Source organism: Myroides albus (assembly GCF_009711045.1).
GTDB classification, from domain to species: Bacteria; Bacteroidota; Bacteroidia; order Flavobacteriales; family Flavobacteriaceae; genus Flavobacterium; species Flavobacterium album_A.
Genome location: NZ_WMJX01000008.1, coordinates 62,226 through 87,775, shown reverse-complemented (window position 1 = coordinate 87,775; position 25,550 = coordinate 62,226). Strand labels below are relative to the sequence as shown.

Sequence of the window (25,550 nt, the reverse complement as noted above, 5' to 3'; positions counted from 1 at the left end):
AAAAACAATAAGATCTATTACTACTAATATTGATAACTAAAAAGTCAATAGACTAACAATAATATAAAACAGTAGCAAACAATATTTAAAAATATAGGCTGCTTCAACAAGTTGAAACAGCCTATATATAAGTTAACAAGGTTACTAATTAATTGTAGAACGCTTAGAAAGTTATATTTCCAACTAGCACACTACCTGAAGCTTTTGACTCTTTCTCCACTTTTCCATTTTTTAAAAGTTGAATAGTCATCTCTGCAGTTTCATCATTCATATCAATAGCATGACCAGTAACAGAAACGGCAACGTTCGAGGCTTTTTCAAAAGTCTTTGTCCATTCAGTTTTACCGTAGTTTGCAATAGTTTCTGTGGTGCCGTTATTCACAACAACAATATTACCTAAGTAAGCATTATCTGTTGTTTTGGCAACTACTACATATTTACCCTTTTGTTCTGGAGTTCCTGGATCTGATGAATTATCATCACTACTACAAGAGATCAATCCTGAGAATGCTATGGCACAAACAATAGCCAATTTCGCTTTTTTAAACATAACCTTTGATATTTTATTTTTTACGCAACAAAGTAAAGTATAAATACAAATATTCGCAATAAAAATATCTAAATCGGAAAATTATCTACAAAACGAACAGAGATTACACACATCGAGTAACAGAATACACAAAAAGACCTATTGTGCCATTTTTTTTCAATATAAAATCTAAAAAACACATCCACTAAATTCTACAAATCATTCCTATATAATTTTAGTATTTAGCGATAATATTCTTTGCAATACTACATTTATTTAACTAAAATATCACTTCATTTGATTTTATAACACATCACTACTGTTTATTCAAAACATTCTTTGTTTACTATACTTAATCACAGCATTTCTATTTGTTTAATGAATTTAACACTCTAATTGTTGTTTTACTTTTACCAATATTATGTTAACATAAATAAAAACAACTTAAATAATCTAGAAATTATGAAAAAACACATCTCTACTGTTATGATGATTTGTTGTGTGGCCTTCTCTTTTGTTTTTGGAGCTTGTTCAAGCGACGACAACGACTCGAAAGACTTAACACAATTAGTATTACAAGCAAGTGCAACCAAAGCACTTGTAGGAGAAACTATCACCTTTACTGTATTGGCTGATCAATTACCTATTGAAGGAGTGACTATTACCGAAAAAACTTTAGGACAAATTAAAGATTTGACTTGGACACCTACAAAAAGTGGTACCTATCAATTCACAGCAAAGAAAGAAGGTTATCAAAATAGTAAAACACTTACAATTGTTGTAGAAGAGGGAATTGGCAAATTAAACATCGAAGCGAATCGAACATTTGGAAAGCCTAATGATGTATTTGAATTTAAAATCACATCTAACGGGCAACCTGTTCAAGACGTAGAAATTGAAGTAGTCGGTCTTGAAAGATTTACAGGAAATACTTGGACTGCTAAAGAGTTTGGTACTTTCAAGTTCATTGCGCATAAAAAAGGATTCGCATCCAGTGATGTCTTAACAATTGAAATTAAAAACTACAGCTACTTCACTTATAAAGATGAAATCTATCTATTGGATAAATCATACTTTAACTTCTATAGAACAGTTACTGAAGATTTTGGAATATTTGATGTATGGGGATTAGTAATGATGTCTGATGACTTTGAAAACAAAATCGTTTTCTTAGCTGGTTTTGAAAGAAAAGATCCAAAAGAATTGACTTTCCCTGAAGAAGGTGAAGTATTATTCGGAGGTTTTGCTGCAGCTCAATTCTATGCCAATGGTATGCAACTTAGAGAAATAAGCACACTTGATTCTACTATGTTTATTACAAAGGTTGAACCATTCAAACCTCTTAGAGAAGATTTCTATATATCTGATAGAGTTGCCATAAACTTTGACTTTGTTCTTGAGAACAATACTTCTATTAAAGGAGAGTTAGACGGACCATCTGAGCTTGATTTTGAAACAGTTCAAACAGGTACAACTAGCACAAATATATTATCATCACTGTCTGACAAAGAGGTACTTCAACTAATTAAACGTAAAAAATAAAACTATGATAAACAAAATTAAACATTCACTATTACTGGGTATTAGTTCTGTATTTATACTTTTTAACCTTGCTTGTTCAAGCGACGACAACGAGACTAAAACAGACCCTATAGACGAGGTTAAAACAAAACTTGAACTTACAGTTGATAAAAATACGGGGAAAGTAGGAACTTCTTTTGAATTCACTGTCAAAGCCAATGGAGCTATAGTAGAAGGCGTGAGAATAGAACTAATAGGAAAGTATCCACTTGAGAAAAATACTTGGGTTGCTTTAGAAGAAGGTGAGTTCTTATTTAAAGCAACTAAAGTAGGATTTGAAGAGAGTAATATCATTAAGATCAATATCAAAAATCCAAGTCTTTTTACTTATGATGGAAAAGAATATACACTAAATTCACTGCGTTTTAACTTTAAAACTCCTTATGCATACGGACCGTATATATACGATATATACAATATGATTCTAAAGTCAGAGGACAATAAAAACACAATTGAAATACAAGTAGCATTTTTAAGAGAGGATAATAATGTAATTATCAATCCTTTTGCTCACCAAGTTGAATTTGCAAAATGGGCAGAAGCTACCTTCATTCTTAACGGTCAAAAGTTAAACGAGGTTATTAATATGGAGTCAAAAACTTTCATCAATATTAAAAAACTAGACGCTTTCGATGACCTTGGAGATTACAAATATCTTTCACCTGTAACTGAAATAGACTTCCTGTTCCAGTTTGAGAGTGGAAAAGAGCTTAAAGGGGAATACTTTGGTAAAGCTTCTCTTGATTTTGTTAGAGAATAAAAACTAAACCAACAACACACTATAAATTACTAAAGCCTATTACAATGATTGTAATAGGCTTTTTTATATAGAAATTACTTTAACTGGTATTTACTTATTAATATCCTTTTGCAATATCATCTCCTCTAGGATCTGCTCCTGCTTGATATTCTCCGTTGGGCAAAACTAAAACTCCCTCCACTCTACCATAAGGTTTACGCTCTTGTAACAAATACTCTTTTTTAGCTAATTCCTCTTTAACTTTTTGATCAATTGCCAATGGTTCAAAATCAATGCGATCAGGCAACCACTGATGGTGAAAACGCGGTGCTGCAACAGCTTGTTGCATATTCATTCCAAATTCCACAACATTCAAGATAGTCTGAAATACAGAGGTTATAATAGTCGAGCCTCCAGGAGTTCCAACAACCATATATAATTTGCCATTGTTCTCTAAAATAGTTGGAGTCATAGAACTTAACATACGCTTATTGGGCTGAATTGAGTTAGCCTTTCCCCCTACAAGTCCGTACATATTTGGCGTTCCTGGTTTTACTGAGAAATCATCCATTTCATTATTCAACAAAAAGCCAGCTCCCCCTACTACAACCTTAGATCCATACGAATCATTCAATGTTGTTGTTGCCGATACAGCATTTCCCCATTGATCTACTACACAATAGTGTGTGGTCTCTTCGCTTTCTTTAGCTGCGATCTCACCAGCTTTAATATCAGAACTCTTGGTAGCTTTATCGAAAGACATAGTTTCCATGCGTCCAACATTATAGTCTTTGTTTACCAATTGACTCACTGGCACTTGATAAAAATCTGGATCTCCTAAGTGTTCAGCGCGATCTGCATATACACGACGCTCTGCCTCAACCATTACCTGCACAGTTTTCTCAGCTTGAAAACCCCATTTTTTTAATGGATACTTCTCTACCGATTGAAACAGTGAAATCAAAGCAATTCCCCCGCTACTTGGTGGAGGCATAGAGATAACTTTAAGTCCTTTGTACTGTCCAATAATAGGTGTCCTCCATACTGCTTGATAGTTTTTCAAATCCTCTAAACTCATCATTCCATTGCCTCTTTTCATTTCTGCAACGATTAACTCAGCTGTTTCTCCTTCATAAAATCCTGCTCTACCTTTTTCTTGTATGCGCTTAAGTGTATTGGCTAATTCCCCTTGTATAAATACATCACCAGCCACCCACTTTGTCTTACTTGTTATGGCAGTTTCTTTGGTATTATACTTTAAAAATACTTGATGATTCTTAGTAAACTCATCAGCTTGTTTCTCTGTAATTGAAAAACCCTTTTCAGCTAACTCAATAGCAGGTTGAACTAAATCACTCCAAGGTAGACTACCATATTTCGCATGTGCTTTAACCATTCCGTCTACTGTACCTGGTACTCCTGAGGCTAATGCTCCTTTCATACTAAGCTCTGTGATTGCTTGTCCATCTCCTGACCAATACATGTTCTCTCTTGCCTGTGAGGGTGCTTTTTCTCTATAATCCAAAGCGTCAACTCGACCATCTTTACCCCTGTAGATCATAAAACCTCCACCACCGATATTTCCCGCATTGGGATAAACCACTGCTAAGGCTAACTCAACGGCCACTGCCGCATCTACAGCATTACCTCCTTTTTTTAGGATTTCAACTCCCACTCGACTTGCCTCTGGATGAGCCGAAACGATAACTCCATTTTTAAAGGTTTCAGGGTTCTGGGCGATTACCTGCATCACACCAGATGCTAAAATAAATAACCCAATTGCTATTCTTTTCATATATGTGTTTTTGATTGTTTACTACTTCTCAAGTACGATAACTACTTACTTGAAAAGTGAAAGATAATACAATTGAGAAATTCTCAAAAGATTCAATCAAAAAAAACCCCACAAAGCGTGGGGTTTTGATTATCTGTTTTAAATTGATTTAGTCAATCTAACTCTATTAATTTAATTCCTTTTTTAATTTCAATCAAAATCTGGATAGACCTAGCTATAGGTTCAATGCAAGTGTACTTTTTTCTATAAAATAAATCTTATTAACACTAAAATGTTTGTACAAAAAATTATTTTATTATCATAACTCTCTTACTTATCCAAATAAGTAGAAAAATCAACTTCTATAATTTTTTTAAGATCCTCTAAACTTGGTTGTTTAATGTTAACAACCCTACTAGCATGTTTCATTATTAAATCCTCATAAATATTTCTTACAAATCTACCATTAGCAAACTGTTCTGTCTTATTATTAATACTCTCTTTAAAAAAGAGTTTAATAGTGTTTTCTAAGTTTGAATCTAATATATAATCACTTTTATCTAATAAAGTAACTAGAATATCAAAAAGTTCATTTTCAGAATAATCATCAAACTCAATAAAAGTATTAAAACGAGATAGTAAACCAGGGTTGGAATTAAAAAAGTTATTCATTGGAGCTGTATAACCTGCTACAATAACAACTAAATCATCTCTATAATCCTCTAGAGCTTTAGTTAATTCTGTTAAGCATTCTTTTCCATATGAATCACTATGTTCATTTTCTGTAATACTATATGCTTCATCGATGAATAAGACTCCTCCTTTTGCTTCTTCTATTACCTTCTTTACTTTCAACGCAGTCTGTCCTTGATAACCAGCTATTAAGTCTGTTCGAGAAACCTCAATAAAATGTCCTTTTGTCAGTAATCCTAATTCTTTATATATGTGTCCTACAATCCTTGCTACTGTAGTCTTTCCTGTTCCAGGATTTCCAGTAAAAGCTAGATGTAAAGTATTTTTAGGATTTACTAAGCTATTTTCTTTTCTTAACTGTTGTACTTTCTGATAAGAAATAAGATCTAGTATTTTCGATTTAACTTTTTCAAGTCCTACGAGCTGATTTAATTGATCCAAAAGTTCAGATAACGAATAATTATCTTCCTTACTTTTACCTGAATAATCACTATTAAAAAATTCTTGAATCTTTTGATATCCAAAATACTTCAATAAGCATTCATTAAATTCCTTCAATAACTGAAGTATATGTTTATCCTCTAATTTTAAAATAATAGATAAAAAACGAAATAAATCTCTTATAGTAGTTCTGTTACTACCTTCTATAAGCTCATGGGTAAGCCTAACAATTTGATTTTCACTATTACTACTTTTATCTAATTTTTTAGCTGAAGTCAATAAAGCCTCTTTATATTTATTGTCCATAAATTATTTTATAACAAACTAACAATTATATGCACAACTGAAATTAATAATGCTATCCCTGTCATCACATAAGAAATCTTTATTTTTTTTGTAAACTCCTGTGAATTAGCATCCAATTTATTATCCAGTGCCTTAAGCTCTTTAAAAAAGCTATTTTCTAACTCATAAGTTTTATTTGATAGTAAGTTTATACTGGTATTCACTTTAGAAAACTCTTTCTTATGGTCTTGCACATCTGCCCATATCGCATCAACATCATTAAGATATCTTAATCCTTCTAATTTACTTTTATAATCTTTAAGTAAACTGATATCTATTAACCCTTTTGAAAGTCTCTCTTCAATACCTATAATATTAGTCTTATGTGTCTGTACATCTGTCCACATAGTATCAACATCGCTAAGGTATTTTAATCCTTCTAATTTACTTTTATAATCTTTAAGTAAACTGATATCTATTAACCCTTTTGAAAGTCTCTCTTCAATACTCGAGATATTAGCCTTATGTGTCTGTACATCTGCCCAGATAGTATCAACATCAGAAAAATGCTTATTGCTCTCTAAATCCCTTTTTAATTCATCAATACGATTTAGTTGAGTTAGTTTGGCTTTAATATCATTTTCAAAAGAAACTAACTTATTATCAGTCTCTATTTTATTTTTTGTTAGTTTTTCTATTGTTAATTTTAAAACCTGTATCGTTCTAGTTATCTCTTTTTGAGCATTTAAAGCATCGTTTCCCGCTTTTCTAGCTTCTTCAGTTACTACTTCTAACTTGTCAATTGATAGATTAAAATACTTAATATATTCTTTATCTAGAATATCAAAAAAATTATATACAGCAGTAAACTGTTTATATGTATCTATATTTTCTTTATTTAACTGGAATATCAAACTTTGTATATCCGAAACAAATACATTCATATCTTCTCCTGTAACTTTGTGTGTTACACCATACCAAGATTTGCCATGTCTAAATGTACTTAAAGTTGGAGTTTGAGGAGTTTTATCTGCTATTTTTTGTACTGCTAGCTTTGCATTTTCTAATTTTTGTCTATTAGGCTTAATAGGGATTATATCACTCATATAATTACTGGTTCAATAAATTAAACAATTCATCAATATCTTCATCATTCTTAGTTTTTCCAATTTCTATTGACTTGTCCTCTTTTGACTGAACTTCAAAACGTTTATCTAACTCAGAATGTCTGCCATATATATTTATAGCCATTTGATTTTTATTTTGTTCCATATTCACTTTTGCAACGTCTTTCAACTTATCTTGTACTACTAATATCTGATTTCCTTTATCAATTTTCGCTTCTACTAATAAAGATTTCTTCTTCTTAGCTATCATTTTATCAATCAAATTAAGCGCAATTGCACCAATAATACCAGAACCTACAGCTCCAAAAAATATTCCTAACAGACTTGCTAAACTCCCTAAAAGTGGAATTGGAGCAGCAAGAAATGGTATCGTCATTAGTCCTTTTTCAATTCCTTCTCCTAAAACAATTGCTCCTCCTACTGTTAATCCTGCAATAATGATTTTAGATACTTCTAACATTAAAATACTCCTACTCTTTTTTCTATTAACTGGATGTTTAATATAATCTATAGCCTCTCTTAAAGATTTCCAACCTTGTTTTAAAAGCATCCATGCTTTTTTTATCAATCCCACGATAGGCCCAAGGATTGCAGTTGCTACTGTTGTAAGCAATGAATTACTAGACGTTTTTAAATGCTTTTTAAAATCTTTAAAAAAACTTTTAATTGCATTTTCTAAAGATTTTTTAAGGCTTTTCAAGCCTTTCTTTGCTGATTTAAACCATATAATTAATTTTTGTATAATAGTTTTACAGAGTTCAGCAAGCAAAGTCATTAAAACTGCCTGAAGAGCTTTACCTCCGATACGAAATGCTTCAGCTTTTTGAGATTTCTTTCCTGTTAGTTTAGACCTTTCTTCACCTTGTAACTTTTGTTTTTCATATTCTTTTCTTGCTATTTTGTCCTTTTCTCTATAATCTTTGTCAAGTTTATCTGATATTTCAAAAATTTCATTTGGTTTTTGTCCATTCTTATTAGGATTATCAAGCCAATCAGTCATCCCTAAATCGCTTTTTGAACGATTTTGACTTGCATCCATTTCATTTAAATTATGAGTACCATTAGCAAAAGTAACTTGTTCTTCTACTGTTAAATGAGCATTAGCTTGTGCATCTCTTATAATTTCACCTGCTGAAACAACATGATCCATATCCGTATTATTCAATATTGAACCTGTAGGTCTTCCTTTGTCAAAATTCTTTCTAGCCCCAGAATCTACAGTTTTCTCTTCTTTTCCCATTCTATTATAATGAGTATGTATATTTCCATTATCATCTTTGCGAAAATTATTTTGATACTGTGTATATCTTTCTTCATAATCAATTTCTGAATTATGCTTAGCTATTTTTCCCTTCTCAAAATTTTCAGTAGTTTGTATATGAGCAGAATTTCTAAGATCTAACTTTAAGTTTCTATTTTCTTTAATAAAATCTTCTCCTGCTATTACACCTACTTGAAGAATAAATTGCTCCCAAATTACAGATCCAATAGTCTCTCCTAATACATCAGGGTTACCTATATTTTTAAAATCTTCATTTAATTCATCTAAACCAATAAGTTGTTCTTCCAATTTAGTTTCTAACTCATTTTGTAATTCATCAAAATCAATAAATTGATTATCATCATCTGAATACTCTTCTAATTCATTATAGTTACTCATATTTCTCTATCTATTTCTCTATCTATTTCTCTATTAATAACACTCCCACTCCCCTTCTAACACCTCAGCTAAGCTTCCAAACTTTTGGATTTGCTGCTGGAGTTCATAGTTAGGTTTGACAGTTATTTTTATTTTATATCTATGTTCTGTATCCTCTAAAACCGTTTGGCTATGGTGAAGTTTTAAACTCTCGAGGTAAGGCTTTTGATCAGGTTCAAAGAGGATGACTACATCTTGTAACTTCGTTGATTTATCTCCTAAAGTCACTCCAACAATCTGACTATATGCCTTTTTCGCCTCCTCTAAACGGCTTTTGAACTTCTTCCCTATAGACAACACATCGTGGATTCTATCCATACCAAAGCTTCTAAACTCTTTATCCTTCACCGACTCAGCGATGAGATACCACCTATTCTGATACTGCTTAAAGTACAGTGGATTAACCGTTATCTCAGACGCAGTAGCCTTGGTATATCCTTGATGGGTAATCACAACAGATTCACACTTTAACATCGCCTCTTGTAAGTCGTTTAAGTGACTTTCCTGCCCCACTTTTAAACCCTCTTCAAAATCCAAGTGATCAATCATTCGCTTATCTCCTTTGACATAGCGTTGGAGTAGATCAGCTGTTTTAAAGTGGTGAATCATCCCCATCAGCTGTCCGTAATCCACCTTGTGATGCTCCAACAAATAAGACATATCTTGTGCCTTGTCGTATATCACTTCAAAACCATAATCTAAATCCATTCGCTTGCGCAAGCGATTCCACGTTTCATAACTTATCGTTTTATCTTCGGATTTACCTACAGCCTCAAGAATCTCCTCTTTTGTACAATACTTCTTTCTCTTAAAGAGTTCCAGTACATTATATATTCTCAATAAATCTCTCATTCTTTCATTGTATTACAGTGACAGTGCAAACATATCAGCAGTGACTGTCAAAAAACACCAGCCAACTTTTTATTTTTTTGTAAAACCGTAAACCGTCAACTATAAACCCTTGTCTCCAAATTATATTTCCACGACCTCAATAAACGCAGGCGAACATCCCCCTCCTTTAGTAAAGTCAACGCCATAGACGCGCATGAAAGCTTCCTGTACAACCTTTCCATTATCAATCCAAGGATGAGTAAAAGAAACAAACTCGACACTCATACCCTTTTCTATATAAACCTGTTCATTATTGTAATTTCGAATAACTGTCGCTTTATATCTTGCCATTATCTAACAATTTTATACTTACGAAATTATAATACAACAGAGTACCAAAGAAGAAATAAAGGGTGGAGCATAGCGTTTTTTGAGTAAAAACTTATTCCCTCAAAAAAACCTATACTTCACCCAATTTTTATTTTTAAAAATTCCATTTACAAGCTATACTACTAATAAAAAAAGCCGACCTAAATAGGTCGGCTTTTATAGCTTTTGCAATATATACTCTTTCATTATTGGGATATCTGCCTCAGCCCAATCATAAAAAGGCAATTGTTCTACTGTTGCCCATTCTACTTTACTGTGCTCATACGCATGGTAATGTTCACTGGAAACACGGCAAACAAAAGGGATGAGCTCTAATGAGAAGTCTTCATAATAATGAACAACGGGGGTAAGTTCTTTTACTACCTCTACATCCATTTGTAACTCCTCTTTTATTTCTCTTACGATACACGCTATGGTGCTCTCCCCTGGCTCTACCTTCCCTCCAGGAAACTCCCATTTTAGTGGAACCAGTTTTCCTTGAGGTCTTTGAGCAACTAATACCTTGCTATTGTATTCAATAATAGCACAGCAGACTTTCAACATTTACTTTTTAATTTATACCTCTAAAAGTACAAATAGTTTGAGAGATACTAAGCGTTGTTTTCATCTTGTGAATCCAAATACTCGTATTTCTTCTTTTTACTTTGCCAGCGGTCATAAGCGTACTGTCTTAAATCGACAATTTTATCTTTCTCATCTACAATCTCAAAACCTAACAAAGTTTCAATTATATCCTCTAAAGTAACTAAACCTTCTACTTCTCCATACTCGTTCAACGCAATTCCAATATGTTCTCTTTTTTCAATAAACTTACCCCATACTGAAATCACACTCATTTTCTCAGAAAAGTGAATTAGTTCCCGCTTCAAATCTTTAAGCTTAAGGTCAAACTTATCTTCCGCTAAATATTCAAATACTTGTTCGCGTAAGATATAACCGGTTACATTATCCTTATGCCCTTGATAAATTGGAATACGAGAGAAATACAAAAACTCTTTTTCTTTCAAAAACTCCCTCAAACTCATCTGTTCATTTGCAGATACCATCACTATTCGAGGCGTAATAATATCTGAGACCTGGACAGTATCAAGTTTAATAATATTCTGAATGATCTTACTCTCCTTGCCCTTCAAGATTCCCTCTTGTTCTCCTATCGAGGCAAGCATAGAAATTTCCTCTCGAGAAGTTGTTGACTCCTCCTTGTTCTTACTCAAGCTTCTTGTTACAACGGATGACAATATCACTAAAGGATAACACAAAACCACCATAGCCGAAATAGTCGTTGCTATAATTCCGTAGAGCTTCTTTGCATAATTAGCCCCTATGGTTTTCGGTATAATCTCAGTTAAAACCAAAATAAGTAAAGTCAATACAGCTGAAACCACACCAAAATAAGCATCTCCAAACACAATAGATGCCTGCGCTCCTACTCCAGCAGCACCAACTGTATGGGCAACTGTATTCAGAGATAAAATAGCAGACAAAGGCTTGTCAATATCTTCTTTTAATGCCAGCATTTTTCCTGCTCTACTGTCACCGTTTTGGTGTTTAGATTTTAAAAATGAAACTGGTAGGGATAAAAGCACAGCTTCTGCTATAGAACAGATAAATGAAATAGATAGTGCTAATCCTAAATAGACTAATAATAATGTCATTATTGATATTTAAATTTTATACAAGAATAAAACTAAATATAATTATTTAAGCGTTTTTTATTACTCAAGCAACAAATTTAACTCCTAAAACGTCATATAATTATCTAAAGTGATCTTAAAAATACAAAATCACTTTAGATAAAACAAAGTAGATATATTGCTAACACCTCTAACTTATCTACTAACTAATATTAAGTCATCAATCTAATAAAAACCTTTTCAACTCTTTATAATCAGATATTTCAATAGCTTTTTTAACTCCTTTTTGAATTTCTTGTAACCTCTTTGGAATCTCAATATCTATGTTTAGTAACTGTTCTATACACTCTGGAAACTTGACCGGATGAGCTGTTTCTAAGAAGACACCAATAAATTCAGTTTTCTTTTCTTCATACTGCTTCAAGCCTAAATAACCAACTGCACCATGTGGATCTACAAGGTAGTCTTTCGCATAATAAATGTCCTTTATGGCTTCCAAAGTCTGTTGATCAGTAAAACTATACGCATCTAAAATTGCGTGCAATGCTTTATTCTCGTTGCCAAACAAGGCTAAGATTCGCACAAAATTACTGGGGTCACTTACATCCATTGCATTACTCAGCGTTACTTTAGTAGTTGTTGGCTGATAAATAGCTGTATCCATATATCGAACCACTGTGTCATTGGCATTGGTAGCAGCTATAAAATGTGCTATGGGAAGTCCCAAGGCTCTTGCCAACATACCGGCGCATATATTGCCAAAGTTTCCACTTGGAACCGAAACTACCAGGGGCTTGTCAATCTTTCCTAATTCCCTATACATCAAAAAGTAATAAAACATCTGCGGCAACCAACGAGCAACGTTAATAGAATTAGCCGAAGTTAAGTGTGCTCCCTTTAAATCATCATCTAAGAAAGCGCGTTTCACCATTGCCTGACAATCGTCAAAACTGCCATTTACTTCGATAGCCTTGATATTCTTACCTAAAGTAGTTAACTGCTTCTCTTGGATACTACTTACTTTTCCCTTGGGGTACAAGATAACAACCTCCACACCTTCTACCCCGTAAAACCCGTGAGCTACAGCACCACCAGTATCACCTGAGGTAGCAACTAAGACAGTTACCTTCTTAGCATTGTCTCTTGCCAACTTTTGGAAACAACGAGCCATAAATCTCGCACCAACATCTTTAAAAGCTAAAGTTGGTCCATGAAACAATTCTAAGGCGTATTTATTCTTTTCTATTTGCACTAATGGAAAATCAAAGTCTAATGTCTCCTTGACAATTTGGCGTAAGTCTGCTTCGTTAATCTCATTTCCTACAAAGGGTTTAATTACCTGATAACCTATCTCCTCTTTGCTCAACGAACCTATGTTCTCAAAAAATGCTTTAGGCAACTGGGGAATCTCCGTAGGGAAGTATAATCCCTTATCAGGTGCTAAACCTTGTAATGCAGCTTCTTTAAATGAAACAACAATATCTCTATTATTTAAACTGTAGTATTTCATATCAACTCTTTTATACCTTTAGGATTAATTGGTGAAACGTGAATATCACATTGATAGTCGGCCTCTTTGACTATATTTCTCATTTCACTTGCAACACAATCTGCAATTTGCTTACCTCTACTCAATACAAAGACCGAAGGGCCTGCTCCTGAAATTCCTCCACCTAAAGCTCCGCATTTTACTGCTACTTGCTTTAATGCCGCAAAATTGGGAATTAACAATGAACGTTTAGGCTCTACAAATTCATCGTGCAAACAGCGACCAAGCAAATCATAATCCTCCGTATACAAAGCACTGATTAGCCCTCCTAAATTTCCACATTGCGTGATTGCTTGCTTTAACCCGACTGTTTGCTTTAACACCGAACGAGAATCTATAGTCTTTAATTCAATCTGAGGATGAATAACCGTAGCGTATAACTCCTTAGGAGCTGGTATTGAGATTATATCTAAGGGAGCATAACTTCGTATAAAAGCAAAACCTCCAAGTAGTGCTGGAGCGACATTGTCTGCATGAGGTGCTCCACTTACAAGAGCTTCACCCTGCATTGCATAGTAGATTAATTCTTTGTTTGTCAAGGGATAGCCACATAAAGCATTGATACCATAAACTGCGCCAGCGGCACTGGCTGCACTACTTCCTATTCCACTTCCTGCCTTTATCTTTTTGTGAATAATCATCTCGATTCCAAAGTTTGGATTGAGCTGTTCCATAAGCGCTTTTCCAGCAACACCTGCTACGTTTTGCTCAATTTCTAATGGTAAATCTGCACCAGTAATCTCAACAATTCTAAGTCCCTTTTGCTCACTTTGACGAAATATCATTTCATCTCCCACATTGTCTAAGCAAACTCCCAAAACATCAAAACCACATGATACATTGGCTATCGTAGCTGGGCTATATATTTTTATTTCTTTCATTTTAATTCAATTTATTTGCAATTCGTATTACATCGGCAAAGATCCCTGAAGCGGTTACTTCTGCTCCTGCTCCTGCTCCTTTGATTAATAAAGGTTGTTCTTTATAGCGATCGGTATAAAACAAAACTATATTGTCTTTTCCTTCCAAGTGATAGAATGGATGAAGCTGATCTATTTCTCTAAGTCCAACTTCGGCCTTACCTTGTTTAAAACTCGCAACTACACGTAATTTAGCTCCCTTGTCATTGGCTGCTTTTAACAACTGAGAAAAATGGTCCTCCTGAGATTCTAATGCAGTATAAAGCTCCCCTTCTTCACTTATTGCAGCACCACCATGAGGCAAAAATGACTGGACATCAATATCTACATCTTCAAAGAAATAACCACTTTCTCTAAGTAAGATCAATAGCTTTCGCTTGACATCTACACCACTTAAATCGATATAGGGATTGGGTTCTGTATATCCGAGCTCTTTGGCTTTCTTCACTACTTCGACAAAAGGCATACCTCCGTCATAGGCATTGAATATAAAATTCAAACTTCCACTCAACACTGCTTGAATTTCCAAAATTCGATCTCCTGAGGCTACCAAGTTCTTTATCGTATCGATAATTGGCAAGCCTGCTCCAACATTAGTTTCATACAAGAACGAAGCGCTGTACTTTTTAGACAAGGACTTCAGTGACTTGTAGTATTCCATACTCGATGAACAAGCAACTTTATTACACGTTACGATACCAATGCTATTTCGCAAGTATGCGTGATAACTCATCGCTACAGTTTCATTAGCTGTGTTGTCAACCAATACACTATTTCGCAGATTCAGTTCAGTTATCTTTCTCAGAAAATCTCCTTCTTGCATCACTTGACCTTTGGCCTTTAACTCGCTCACTTCAATATCGCTAAGCCCCTCGGGATTCACCATCATTTGCGTTGAGTTTGCCACAGCAATAAGGCGCAAATTAATCTTCAAATGCTCTCTTAAATACAATTTTTGTCGTTGTACTTGTTCGATGAACTTACCACCTACATTTCCAACGCCCATCACAAAGAGATTCACCTGTACAACTACTTCTTCAAAAAAAGCTTCGTGCAAGACATTCAATGCCTTCTTGGCGTCTTTTTCCAAAATTACAGCAGATATATTTCGCTCAGAAGCACCTTGGGCAATTGCGCAGATATTGATATTATTTCTACCGAGCGCACTAAACATCTTACCGCTTACCCCCTGATGACTCTTAATGTTATTTCCAACGATTGCGACAATAGACATTCCCAATTCCACAGAAACCGCTCTCACCTTTCCATAGGAAATTTCGAATTCAAATTCTTCATTGATCACTTGCTCTGCGCGCATGGCATCCATACTTGTCACAGCAAAACAGATTGAATGTTCGGATGAAGCTTGTGTAATGAACACTACATTGATATCTTGTTTTGCCAATACTTCAAACAACCGCTTAGATATCCCAGCTACACCGACCATACCAGGGCCTTCCAAAGTCATTAATGCAATATTGTCTACATTGCTAATTCCCCTGACAATTCGATCATCATCTAAGCTACAATGAGTTACACGGCTGCCAGCCGACTCAGGTTCGAATGTATTCTTGATATACAAGTCGATCTTCTTAGGTAGAATCGGTTCTATAGCAGAAGGATACAAGACTTTTGCACCAAAATGCGAAAGCTCCATTGCCTCTTGAAAGCTAATTTGCTCAATCACTCGCGCTTGTTTTACGACTTTGGGATTTGCAGTATAAATACCACTGACATCTGTCCAAATCTCTAATTCTGACAAGTGAAGTGCGGCAGCAACGATTGCAGCTGTATAATCAGACCCACCGCGTCCAAGTGTTGTTATTTGCTTGTCTTTGGATTCAGCAACAAAACCAGGCATGACGTAGATATCGAATTGATTCTCTCGAAAGTAATCTTGTATTAATCGATCACTCATTTCAAAGTCAACAACTGCCCTACCATATCGATTGTTTGTTTTAATTAGGTTACCACTATCTATTCGCACACAGTTTTTTCCCCTTGCCTTGAAGGCTTCAGAAACAATAAACGACGACAATCGCTCTCCAAAAGAGAAAATTACATCTTTTGTTTTACTTGATAATTCACCTAAGTAAAAACACCCTTGCAGTAGTGTCTCAAGCTCATTTAATTGGCGAATTACATTGCTCAACACACTTGCTTGATTAGAAACAGGTATTAAAGCTCGAACCGCATCCAAATGCCTATCTTCTATTGTTTTGTAATTTTGCATATAGGATGAATCTTTATGGGATGCTAAAACTGCAGTAGTTTGTAGTAAATCCGTCATCCCTCCTAATGCTGATACAACAACAATAGTTGAGTCGTTTTTGCCTTCAACGATGGCTATACAACGTTTAATGTTCTCGGCATTGGCTACAGATGTGCCACCGAACTTTAATATTTTCATAATAAAAAAATTGATTAACAATACGATGATTTACTTATCTCAGAGGATAAGCAAACAGTTTACACTAAAAATGTAAAAAGTGAATTTCCCTATTAAAGGGTGGTGGTACTATAGGTGGAGGACATAGTCATAATAGAACCCGTACCACAGGAAGATGTGGTGGTTGAAAAGAAATTATATGTTCTATTATTGTCTCTCATAGATATTTCAAAATTAACAAAAAATTAATAAACACAAGTCTTTTTTTACTTTATTTCAATTTTCAACGTTTGAATAGAGAAGATAAAATGATGCTCAACAGCGATACAGTCTACGTTTAACTACAACAAAAAAAAGTTTAAGATAACTGTATTTTTAACGTCAATAATCAGTTTAAACAGCTAAAAAGCAGCTCTATTACACTTAATACCTCCTATTAAAAGTGCGTAATGAGGACCTCGTATGAAGCAAAAAAGACCTATGCAGATACCATTTCTAATAGTCAAACCAGAATTAAAACAATAGCCAAATTACTAAGCATAACTTTAAAACGTCATTAATTATGAGTTGACAAATACTTACCAGAATTGTCTATGTAAAAATATACACACAAAAGCAGGATTATAAACAATAACTGTACAGCTATAGTAGGACGAGATCTATAACAATAAGCACTACTCAGAATGGAAATCCTAGGGATAATGCAGTAGCAGAACGAGTAAATGGAATAATTATCGGAGTGGCCGCATTGTGATGCCATAGTGATCGCATAGTGATCCCATAATTACAGCTAAAAAACATGCGACCACTATACCAACAAAATAGGAGCATCATTCGATCACATGGGCACAATTATTGATATAAACTAATCAAAACCAATCATTTAAAACTATTAACAAAGGCTATTCTAACCGCAAAAAATCAATTAAAAGGCTTGGTAGGTCCAGGATACTACCGAGAATTTAGAGGTCAACTCATCTTTCAGACCAAACCGGAACGGTCTAAACTAGACAAGACAAAGAATAAAAATGCCCCAGTACTGCGAAAACTATCAAGTGCTATACGCTATATTCGTTGTCATATTGAATCACATTTAAACAATCTGCATGATAGTTATATGCATTCTCGTTTATTGGGACAACTAATTCGCATTGTACACAAGGATACAACTAAGCCATTAGAGCAAAGAACATTGCACAATGTCAACTTTGGCGATTTAAGTGGATTTGAATTTAACAACAACACCATGTTCAAAGACACCTTTTTGAATCCAATTTCAGTAACTACTACCGAAAACAGACTCACAGCATATATTCCGGCCTTTGTTCCCAAAGAACAGGTTGACTTTCCAAAAGGATGTACACAAGCATTGATACGCCTTTATCTTATAGCTATACAAGCTGGTGATCGACTGACAAAAGACGCTGATGAAGTAAGACAAGTATCTATTGAGTTCAATAGAGAACAACCCATTGTGCAAGAAACAACTTGGACTTGTCCTTCTATGGTGGAGGAAGAAAAATTTGAAGTAATGGTCGCAGATATACAATTCTTTTATCCAATTAATAACACCTTGCATCGAACATCCTTATACAATACTAAAGCTTTCAATCCAAGCATGATTATCTACGCGAAGTAAAACGATAACCTAATATTAAAATATGCAAAAGAGCTCTTTGTAAATCAGAAAAGAGCTCTTTCTATTTTATAGGCTAAACAAATAGAGTAGCCACTGCCACTAAACTTGCTAAACGACAATAACAAAATCAGTATTGAAAGTGATTTACCTGAAATACTCAAGCCAATAAACTAAAAAATCACTTCATTTACTGCTAAAGTGAAACGGTGTAAACACCCGTACTTAATCACCTTATTTCAAAGCATCTATCACACTTAAATGCTTAGTTAAGTCTTCGTAAATCTCATCTAAGAAGTTTTGATCTAATTGTGTTGTATTAAAAATATCGCCTGTAGATTTATACTTATTGCCAATATTGGCTGCAATCGCAATATTATTGCCATTGATACTACAATACAAACTTCCCTTATTGTGAAGATTTAATTGTCTTAATTTTTGCATGAAAGAAGGCGTTAATATACTACGCGCAGCAAGCTGATCGTCACAATATACTGTAAAGGCCTTTTGAAACTCAGCATCTTTCAAGATGGCAACTTCTCCATCAGTATTGAGATAGTTGCCAATACAATTTTCTACAAAGCGATTCAAGATACTCTTGTTGGGAACAATCAACATATTAGCACTAAACTTCTTGGGAAACTTCGCTACGAAGAATGTTCCTTGAAATACTTCTTCCTCAGGATCCTTGCTTCTTGACAACGTAGGACGATAACTTAGCGATAAGACGCAGGACTGAAAAGGTACCCCGTTGTAATGACCGACAAATTGATCTCCACCGTGAATGCTGTACGATTTGGGTTGAAATATACCAGCATGTAATACTTCTGGCAAACCAATATATCCCTTTTCAAAATAAGAATAACTTGGATGAATATAGTGTGCCAATCGAGTTAGCATTATCTCTTTGAAAGCCGTATAATCTAAAGGGGGAGTCGCTTTTGCTGTGGTATTTTGTCCTGTCTTCTTTTTCGCAAACAAAAAGCGAATCACTACAATTAAAATAAGTAATACTCCAAAGATAAACACCGTATTATAGGTATCCTTAAAACTGCGGTCTGCCAATTGATACACAGCAACATAAGCCAATGCTGAAACAATCAGTACTCCTAAAACCAATAAAATCTTGCGTTTACTGGCCTTTCGTTGCTGTTCCATCGCCTTGATTTCCAAACCAAAATTTTGAGAAAAATAAGCTCTAAACTCAGTAATTGGCTTTAACACTACATCGCTTGTAAATTCCTCGTTCATTTGCTCTGCTGCTGCTTGAGTATCCGAAGGATTACCATACATTGTATCCATCAGTTTGTCATAGTCCTTTTGTTGACCAAATTCAAAAAAACGCTTGACATCAGTAATCACATTTATTTGAATAGGCAATGTATATACTCCTCCATTTAGTTCTAAACTGAGATAGATAATAGGATCAAACTTAAGTGTTACAACAAATAAAAACAGATTGGTCAGACTTTTTCTTTCTTCACTTAATACGACAGCTTTTTCCCCTTTTTCCAATAGTTTAAAAACCTTGTCAACAGTATGTTCTCTCCTTAAAGATGCCCTAACACTAAAGTAAACAACAATTAGTAAAGACACAATGACAATCCATGGTATATAGCGTTCTATTCCCTCTTTATCCCCTTTCTTTACTGCTGAACTAACAAAATAATCGACTATAAAATCACGGGTAAAGAATAACAAAATTGCAATTCCTATACATATGATACTTCCAATTATAATTGTATTTCGAAGAACAATGCGTTTTTCGCGTCTTGCTTCACTTACAAAAAAATGTTTAACTTGCTCAATATTCATTATCTTCTATTTTAGTCTTTACTTAACCCTATTGAAAAACAACTATAAATTTAATACAATAACCTAAGTAATCTTAAATAAAATATACAATAAATAAAATACTCACATACAACAACCCAACAAGAAACCTTATACTAACTCGTATACTTTCAATTAAAAAAAAGAGCTGCTTCTCTATGAAATCAACTCTTTGTAGCAAGTGCATGTACAGTTAAATCTAATCACTCATTAAATTAAGACTAATAAAAATCGTAATACATAGTCCAATCCCCTGTTTCCTTATTTTTAGCAAACATTAAACTACCGCCATCTACTACATTAAAATTAGCTTTCTCATCAGAAGAAATCTGAAAAACAAATTCATAACCTTCTCCAAAGCCTTGTGTATGAATATCCTCACACTGATCATCAAAAAAATATTCATACTCTCCTCCTATACCTATTCCGGGTTGACAATAAGAAGGATAACCGCCAAACTTAGTCTGATAATGATGATTCGATATATCGTAATAACTATTAATAATACCTTCTCGTTCCAATTCTAACACCTGAGCTTCTTGCTCAAATGTAAGTCCTCCTCCGTCCCATAGTGCACAGTCGTTGTCTTCAAACACAGCTTTTAAAGGGAAAGGTTTGATATAAGATTGTTCATTTGTCAAAGTTTTAATTTCGGTCATACTCAAATCTTCATATTCGCGAATTAGCCAATTCTTGCCCATAGGCTCCAAAGGTTCCAAGGTATTCATGGATACAAAGACGGTCAAAACCTTTGTAGATCTCACTGCTTCTGGAACATACGGCAAAGCTGGTAAATAAAACTGAGCTAAAGCCATCATGGGTTTACCAACTGCGTCTAAAGGAATTCCTTGCTCCGATCCAAAAACAGTAACTTTTCCCAACCACGATTCTTCTATCGTATTCTCTGGTCTAAAGCCACCAGTGATAAATTTTGTAATGGGTTTTTGAATATCCCTTTGTAATTCTTCTACAGTTTTCATAGTGATGTGTTTTTTATACTATACGGTTTAGTATTCTTACCAAAGTTAATAATATCAGCCAAAATTCTTGGAGACATTTTAATAATAAAAAATGGGATTAGTTTCCTAATCCCATACTATATCATTTACAAATAAGTTTAATCCCATGTAAAAAGACTTGCGTCCAGGTATAAGTTAACCTTTTCTCGACTTGTTAAGAGCAGCGGTATAAATATCTTCATACAGTGGCAATACCTTGTCAATGCTGAATTTCTTGGCAACATTACGCGCATTCTCTTTGAACTGACATAAAGTATCTTGGTCTTTAAGTATTTTAAGGGCGTTAGCTACCATGTCTTCAACATCACCAACATTACTTAAATAACCTGAAACGCCATGCTCGTTGACTTCTGGTAAACCACCGGTATTACTTGAAATAACAGGTACCCCCATAGCCATGGCCTCTAAGGCGGCTAAACCAAAGCTCTCTGTTTCCGAAGGCAATAGAAACAAATCTGAGTAAGATAAGATGTGCTCAATTTCATTGCTATTTCCAAAGAAAATAATCTTGTCATAAATACCCAATTCAAGTGCCTGGCGCTCTGCGCGTTCCTTTTCAGGACCATCTCCAACAAGCATCAATTTGGCAGGCATTTGCTTTTGAATACCATAGAAGGTAGAAACTACATCTTCTATGCGTTTTACCTTTCTAAAGTTGCTGATATGTGTAATGATAACCTCATTTTTATCAGCCATAGCGCTTCGCTTACACGGTGTATCATCGCAGTCAAACTCCTTAACTTCGATAAAGTTTGGAATAACGTGTATTTCTTTTTCTGTTTCAAACAAACAACGCGTAGATTGTTTAAGCGATTCTGAAACGGAAGTAACGTAGTCTGAACTATTGATACTGAAACTAACAGCCGTTTTGTAATTAGGGTGATTCCCTACCAGGGTAATATCAGTTCCATGCAATGTAGTAATCATTGGCAGGTCTATTCCCTGCTCCTTTAGCATTTGCTTAGCCATATATCCCGCATAAGCGTGAGGAATAGCATAATGCACATGTAACACATCAATTTTAAACAACTTAACCATATCGACTAATTTGCTCGATAAAGCTAATTCATAAGGCTGATAGTGAAACAAAGGATATTCTGGAACGTTTACTTCGTGGTAAAATATATTGGGGTTTAAAAGTGCCAATCTAACAGGTTGACTATAAGTGATAAAATGCACTTCGTGGTTTCTCTTTGCTAGTTCCAACCCTAATTCTGTGGCTACAACACCACTCCCTCCAAAGGTTGGATAGCATACGATGGCTATTTTCATATTGTGTTTGTACTTATTTTGAATCCTTAAAGATAATTCTAATATTTAAAAGTTCGTTCGTTTTAACTTTCTACTTTTTACGTGTATACCTTTTTTAACAGTCAAACAATGATTTAGGCAATTCAAAATACCATACATGAAGGGCTTAATTTAACATAAACAAACCTGGTCAAAATCAGAAAAAGACATCTTATCCCATATAAGCTTACTTCATTGTCTTTAAGTTAAATACTAAACCAAATAGAAAGAGGCTAAAAGCAGTCACTTTTAGCCTCTTTGCAGATTATTTCATTTGATATTTCAATTCATACAAACTATTCAACAATAGATTGATAGATTATCTCTTGTATTTTCTCCCTGATGTTCTCTTTAGACAGCTTGTTGACATTGCTATCTGGATAAGTTCTATTAGACAAGAAAACGTAAACCAGGTCTTTTTCTGGATCAGCCCAGGTCATCGTACCTGTAAATCCAGTATGGCCAAAACTCGTCATAGACACACAGCCACATGTAGGGCCAGGTTTACCTGCTTCTTGAGGCTTGTCAAAACCAATTCCTCTGCGATTTCCCTTTGAACAATATACACAATCATTAAACTCGTGAAAAGTCTCTTCTGAGAAAAAACGCTCTGCTCCATACTCTCCTTGGTTCAAATACATTTGCATCATCTTAGCTACATCCAATGCTGTACCAAACAATCCAGCATGCCCAGCTACTCCTCCTTGCATCGCAGCTCCCATGTCATGTACATAACCTTGTACTGTTGTATAGCGATAATAACTATCTTCTTCGGTTGGTGGAATTTCACTTAAATCAAATCTTCTCAGAGGAAGGTAAGTTAATCTATTGGCTCCCATCTTGGCATAGAACTCAGAAGTTACAACCTGGTCCAAAGGTTCCTCATATTTGCGCTCAATAAAACTTTTTAAAGCAATAAAGCCTAAATCACTGTATTTATAATTGGCTTTAGGACTTAACTTAGACTCGGCAATTTGTCTTAAAATCTCAGCATCGTAATTCTTTCTAATAAATAAATTTTCTGAGACTTGCACAGGGAATCCCGCCGTTACAAAGTAGTTGTAAATAGTCAAATCAGGTTTGCCATTTTCATCTAATGTACTTTTGTAGAAGGGAATCCATGCTGGAAGGCCAGACTGATGAGTCATCAGTGCTCTAAAGGTTATATTAGCCTTATCTGTCCCCTTAAAAGCAGGAACTAAATCACCTAACTTTGAGTCCATGTGCAATTTCCCATCATCATACATTTTAATAAGTACAGGCAAAGAACCCAATATCTTAGTCAGAGATGCCAAGTCGTACAAATCAGTGTCCTTGACAGCAATGTCTTTTTGATAAGTATGGTGGCCAAAAGACTTTTGATAAACCACATTTCCATGTCTTGTCACCACCACTTGAAGTCCTGGTGTCAATTCTTTATCTATAGCATAATTAGCAATACTGTCTATTTTAGCCAATGTAGCGGCATCCATTCCTTGATTAGCAGGAGTTGAAAAACCAAGGCGTTTAAGCGCTTTTGTTTTTATTCCAGTACCTACTTCATATTTTGAACTAATCGTTACTGGAAGCTCTCCTTTTGCTCCAATAGAGCCAAAGATTACTTCTGCTGCTGCCCTATTTGCAAATATGTTATTTTGATACCCTACAACGATACTATTGATATTCTCCGTATTTGTAATTCCACTAAGGGCATACGCCTTAGCAAAAGAAACCAACACCGTCTTTTTCTTAGAAGCAACAGTTTGAATTAACTGCTTTTCTTCTGCAGAAAAATCGTGGTTTCTCCAAGGATTATCTACCTTGTGATAACCGATAATTACAGTAGTATAAAAACTGAGGTCATGTAAATTTTCTTTGGTAATTTCTTTGACTTCCGCAAATTTATTTAAGTAATCAAGAAAATCACTCCCCTTGTCATCTCCAATTTTAAGGTAAGCAATCTTTTGTTTTTCTAATTCTCTTAATGGGAGTAAACGATGATCATTTTTGATAACCGTCATTGCCTCGTTATACAACTCGTAATTTAAATCGTCGTACTGACTTGCATTTAGATCCTCTACTAAATTATCCAATTCAATAGGAGTATAAGAAGTTTGATGTGATTTAAACTTATAACTCAATACTTTCTTTACAGAATAAGCCAAACGCTCCTCAGTGATCTCCCCTTTTTCATAAGCTTGTTTGATTAAATCAAGTGCAACAGGAACATTCTCTGAGAAAAGCAACAAATCATTACCTGCTTTGAAAGCGGCTAAATCAACTTCTCCTGGCTTTGCATAGTTCGACGCTGCCTTCATATTTAGAGCGTCTGTAAAGATTAACCCTTCAAAGCCCATTTCCTCTCTTAACAACTTAGTTACCACATTATAAGACAGAGAACTTGGAATATTATCGTCAGGTTCTAAAGCGGGAAGATTCAAATGAGCAACCATCACACTGCTAAGGTTGTGTTCTATCAGTTTGCGATAAGGATAAAGTTCAACTTTGTGTAAGCGGTTTTTATCAAAGTTAACGACAGGAAGCTTGTGGTGTGAATCCACAGAAGTATCACCATGTCCTGGAAAATGCTTAGCTGTAGCAAATACATCCTCACTTTGATACCCTTCTGTAAAAGCAATAGCGCGATCAGTCACGATATCTCGTGTTTCACCAAAAGAGCGAACGCCAATGATAGGATTCTTTGAATTGGTATTAATGTCCACTGTAGGACCAAAATTAAACTGCATACCTAAGCGCTTTGCCTGTATGGCCATAGCCTTGCCCACTTTATAAATAAGATCCATATCTTGCACAGCCCCCAACGTCATATTGTAGGGAAACTTATAAGTCGAGTCTAAACGCATACTTAATCCCCACTCCCCATCAATACCAACGAGCATAGGCAATTTGCTTAAACTCTGTAGACGATTATTCATCTTGGCTTGTCTTACAGGACCACCTTGAAAGAAAATCAAACCTCCAATATGTTGATTCTCTACCAGTGATTCAAGACTTTGTACATGAGATTCATTACGATTAGAGTAAGCGGCAACCATAAAGAGTTGTCCAATGCGCTCTTCCAAACTCAAAGTGTTGTAAACGCTATCTACCCATTGTGTTTTTTGATAGGAATAATCCTTTGACTGCCCCCAGCCTAACGTCGAGAACAGCAGTGCTAACAGTGTTAATTTTTTCATTAGTCGTTTTATTTG

Annotated in this window: 19 protein-coding genes; 3 read left to right on the top strand and 16 right to left on the bottom strand. The window is 34.8% G+C overall.

Annotated features, from left to right (window positions below):
- Window positions 1-163: 163 nt before the first annotated feature.
- A complete protein-coding gene (locus GJV76_RS05770) occupies window positions 164-550 on the bottom strand; it encodes a hypothetical protein (protein ID WP_155091693.1) in 387 nt (128 codons plus the stop codon).
- Window positions 551-991: 441 nt separating this feature from the next.
- On the opposite strand from GJV76_RS05770, the gene GJV76_RS05765 reads away from it, so the two are divergent.
- Window positions 992-2,071 (top strand): Ig-like domain-containing protein, encoded by a 1,080-nt coding sequence (locus GJV76_RS05765; protein ID WP_155091692.1) that lies wholly within the window; start codon window positions 992-994, stop codon window positions 2,069-2,071.
- 4 nt (window positions 2,072-2,075) lie between these two features.
- A complete protein-coding gene (locus GJV76_RS05760; RefSeq protein ID WP_155091691.1) occupies window positions 2,076-2,870 on the top strand; it encodes a hypothetical protein in 795 nt (264 codons plus the stop codon).
- A gap of 97 nt (window positions 2,871-2,967) precedes the next feature.
- On the opposite strand, the gene ggt is transcribed toward GJV76_RS05760, so the two are convergent.
- From ggt to thrA, 11 genes are all read right to left on the bottom strand, one after another.
- A complete protein-coding gene (gene ggt / locus GJV76_RS05755; protein WP_155091690.1) occupies window positions 2,968-4,644 on the bottom strand; it encodes a gamma-glutamyltransferase in 1,677 nt (558 codons plus the stop codon).
- Between the two features lie 309 nt (window positions 4,645-4,953).
- On the bottom strand, window positions 4,954-6,063 hold the full coding sequence (locus GJV76_RS05750; protein ID WP_155091689.1) for an AAA family ATPase: 1,110 nt from the start codon (window positions 6,061-6,063) through the stop codon (window positions 4,954-4,956).
- Between the two features lie 8 nt (window positions 6,064-6,071).
- Window positions 6,072-7,148 carry a hypothetical protein gene (locus tag GJV76_RS05745; RefSeq protein WP_155091688.1) on the bottom strand — a complete coding sequence of 359 codons (1,077 nt, stop codon included), beginning with the start codon at window positions 7,146-7,148 and terminating at the stop codon, window positions 6,072-6,074.
- 4 nt (window positions 7,149-7,152) lie between these two features.
- The gene (locus GJV76_RS05740) at window positions 7,153-8,829 is read right to left on the bottom strand and encodes a cation diffusion facilitator family transporter (protein ID WP_155091687.1); all 1,677 of its coding nucleotides are present in this window, start codon (window positions 8,827-8,829) and stop codon (window positions 7,153-7,155) included.
- Window positions 8,830-8,862: 33 nt separating this feature from the next.
- Window positions 8,863-9,720: a helix-turn-helix transcriptional regulator gene (locus GJV76_RS05735; protein WP_155091686.1), complete on the bottom strand. Its 858-nt coding sequence runs from the start codon at window positions 9,718-9,720 to the stop codon at window positions 8,863-8,865.
- 120 nt (window positions 9,721-9,840) lie between these two features.
- Complete coding sequence (locus GJV76_RS05730) at window positions 9,841-10,050, bottom strand: DUF6140 family protein (RefSeq protein WP_155091685.1); 210 nt, start codon at window positions 10,048-10,050, stop codon at window positions 9,841-9,843.
- 195 nt (window positions 10,051-10,245) lie between these two features.
- Window positions 10,246-10,632: a (deoxy)nucleoside triphosphate pyrophosphohydrolase gene (locus GJV76_RS05725; RefSeq protein WP_155091684.1), complete on the bottom strand. Its 387-nt coding sequence runs from the start codon at window positions 10,630-10,632 to the stop codon at window positions 10,246-10,248.
- Between the two features lie 47 nt (window positions 10,633-10,679).
- Window positions 10,680-11,744, bottom strand: coding sequence for a CNNM domain-containing protein (locus GJV76_RS05720; protein ID WP_155091683.1), 1,065 nt, complete (start codon window positions 11,742-11,744; stop codon window positions 10,680-10,682).
- A gap of 199 nt (window positions 11,745-11,943) precedes the next feature.
- Window positions 11,944-13,233, bottom strand: coding sequence for a threonine synthase (gene thrC, locus GJV76_RS05715; protein ID WP_155091682.1), 1,290 nt, complete (start codon window positions 13,231-13,233; stop codon window positions 11,944-11,946).
- Window positions 13,230-14,153, bottom strand: coding sequence for a homoserine kinase (locus tag GJV76_RS05710; protein ID WP_155091681.1), 924 nt, complete (start codon window positions 14,151-14,153; stop codon window positions 13,230-13,232). Before GJV76_RS05710 ends, thrC begins: the two co-directional genes overlap by 4 nt.
- A gap of 1 nt (window position 14,154) precedes the next feature.
- Window positions 14,155-16,602: a bifunctional aspartate kinase/homoserine dehydrogenase I gene (gene thrA / locus GJV76_RS05705; RefSeq protein WP_155091680.1), complete on the bottom strand. Its 2,448-nt coding sequence runs from the start codon at window positions 16,600-16,602 to the stop codon at window positions 14,155-14,157.
- A gap of 913 nt (window positions 16,603-17,515) precedes the next feature.
- On the opposite strand from thrA, the gene GJV76_RS05700 reads away from it, so the two are divergent.
- The gene (locus GJV76_RS05700; RefSeq protein WP_155091679.1) at window positions 17,516-18,220 is read left to right on the top strand and encodes a hypothetical protein; all 705 of its coding nucleotides are present in this window, start codon (window positions 17,516-17,518) and stop codon (window positions 18,218-18,220) included.
- 231 nt (window positions 18,221-18,451) lie between these two features.
- Here GJV76_RS05700 and GJV76_RS05695 read toward each other — a convergent pair whose 3' ends face one another.
- The 4 genes from GJV76_RS05695 to GJV76_RS05680 all read right to left on the bottom strand — a co-directional run bounded on the left by GJV76_RS05695 (window position 18,452) and on the right by GJV76_RS05680 (window position 25,535).
- The gene (locus GJV76_RS05695) at window positions 18,452-20,032 is read right to left on the bottom strand and encodes a DUF3137 domain-containing protein (protein ID WP_155091678.1); all 1,581 of its coding nucleotides are present in this window, start codon (window positions 20,030-20,032) and stop codon (window positions 18,452-18,454) included.
- A gap of 239 nt (window positions 20,033-20,271) precedes the next feature.
- On the bottom strand, window positions 20,272-21,030 hold the full coding sequence (locus GJV76_RS05690) for a DUF1963 domain-containing protein (protein WP_155091677.1): 759 nt from the start codon (window positions 21,028-21,030) through the stop codon (window positions 20,272-20,274).
- 174 nt (window positions 21,031-21,204) lie between these two features.
- The gene (gene bshA / locus GJV76_RS05685; RefSeq protein WP_155091676.1) at window positions 21,205-22,341 is read right to left on the bottom strand and encodes an N-acetyl-alpha-D-glucosaminyl L-malate synthase BshA; all 1,137 of its coding nucleotides are present in this window, start codon (window positions 22,339-22,341) and stop codon (window positions 21,205-21,207) included.
- A 314-nt stretch (window positions 22,342-22,655) separates the two neighbouring features.
- The gene (locus GJV76_RS05680; protein WP_155091675.1) at window positions 22,656-25,535 is read right to left on the bottom strand and encodes a glycoside hydrolase family 3 N-terminal domain-containing protein; all 2,880 of its coding nucleotides are present in this window, start codon (window positions 25,533-25,535) and stop codon (window positions 22,656-22,658) included.
- Window positions 25,536-25,550 lie beyond the last annotated feature (15 nt).

What these genes read in the sequence shown, in the direction of transcription:
- thrA (WP_155091680.1), bottom strand. Translation starts at nt 16,602, where the DNA reads ATGAAAATATTAAAGTTCGGTGGCACATCTGTAGCCAATGCCGAGAAC.
- GJV76_RS05690 (WP_155091677.1), bottom strand. Translation starts at nt 21,030, where the DNA reads ATGAAAACTGTAGAAGAATTACAAAGGGATATTCAAAAACCCATTACA.
- bshA (WP_155091676.1), bottom strand. Translation starts at nt 22,341, where the DNA reads ATGAAAATAGCCATCGTATGCTATCCAACCTTTGGAGGGAGTGGTGTT.
- GJV76_RS05695 (WP_155091678.1), bottom strand. Translation starts at nt 20,032, where the DNA reads ATGAATATTGAGCAAGTTAAACATTTTTTTGTAAGTGAAGCAAGACGC.
- GJV76_RS05680 (WP_155091675.1), bottom strand. Translation starts at nt 25,535, where the DNA reads ATGAAAAAATTAACACTGTTAGCACTGCTGTTCTCGACGTTAGGCTGG.
- GJV76_RS05730 (WP_155091685.1), bottom strand. Translation starts at nt 10,050, where the DNA reads ATGGCAAGATATAAAGCGACAGTTATTCGAAATTACAATAATGAACAG.
- GJV76_RS05760 (WP_155091691.1), top strand. Translation starts at nt 2,076, where the DNA reads ATGATAAACAAAATTAAACATTCACTATTACTGGGTATTAGTTCTGTA.
- thrC (WP_155091682.1), bottom strand. Translation starts at nt 13,233, where the DNA reads ATGAAATACTACAGTTTAAATAATAGAGATATTGTTGTTTCATTTAAA.
- ggt (WP_155091690.1), bottom strand. Translation starts at nt 4,644, where the DNA reads ATGAAAAGAATAGCAATTGGGTTATTTATTTTAGCATCTGGTGTGATG.
- GJV76_RS05750 (WP_155091689.1), bottom strand. Translation starts at nt 6,063, where the DNA reads ATGGACAATAAATATAAAGAGGCTTTATTGACTTCAGCTAAAAAATTA.
- GJV76_RS05745 (WP_155091688.1), bottom strand. Translation starts at nt 7,148, where the DNA reads ATGAGTGATATAATCCCTATTAAGCCTAATAGACAAAAATTAGAAAAT.
- GJV76_RS05740 (WP_155091687.1), bottom strand. Translation starts at nt 8,829, where the DNA reads ATGAGTAACTATAATGAATTAGAAGAGTATTCAGATGATGATAATCAA.
- GJV76_RS05720 (WP_155091683.1), bottom strand. Translation starts at nt 11,744, where the DNA reads ATGACATTATTATTAGTCTATTTAGGATTAGCACTATCTATTTCATTT.
- GJV76_RS05770 (WP_155091693.1), bottom strand. Translation starts at nt 550, where the DNA reads ATGTTTAAAAAAGCGAAATTGGCTATTGTTTGTGCCATAGCATTCTCA.
- GJV76_RS05765 (WP_155091692.1), top strand. Translation starts at nt 992, where the DNA reads ATGAAAAAACACATCTCTACTGTTATGATGATTTGTTGTGTGGCCTTC.
- GJV76_RS05735 (WP_155091686.1), bottom strand. Translation starts at nt 9,720, where the DNA reads ATGAGAGATTTATTGAGAATATATAATGTACTGGAACTCTTTAAGAGA.
- GJV76_RS05710 (WP_155091681.1), bottom strand. Translation starts at nt 14,153, where the DNA reads ATGAAAGAAATAAAAATATATAGCCCAGCTACGATAGCCAATGTATCA.
- GJV76_RS05725 (WP_155091684.1), bottom strand. Translation starts at nt 10,632, where the DNA reads ATGTTGAAAGTCTGCTGTGCTATTATTGAATACAATAGCAAGGTATTA.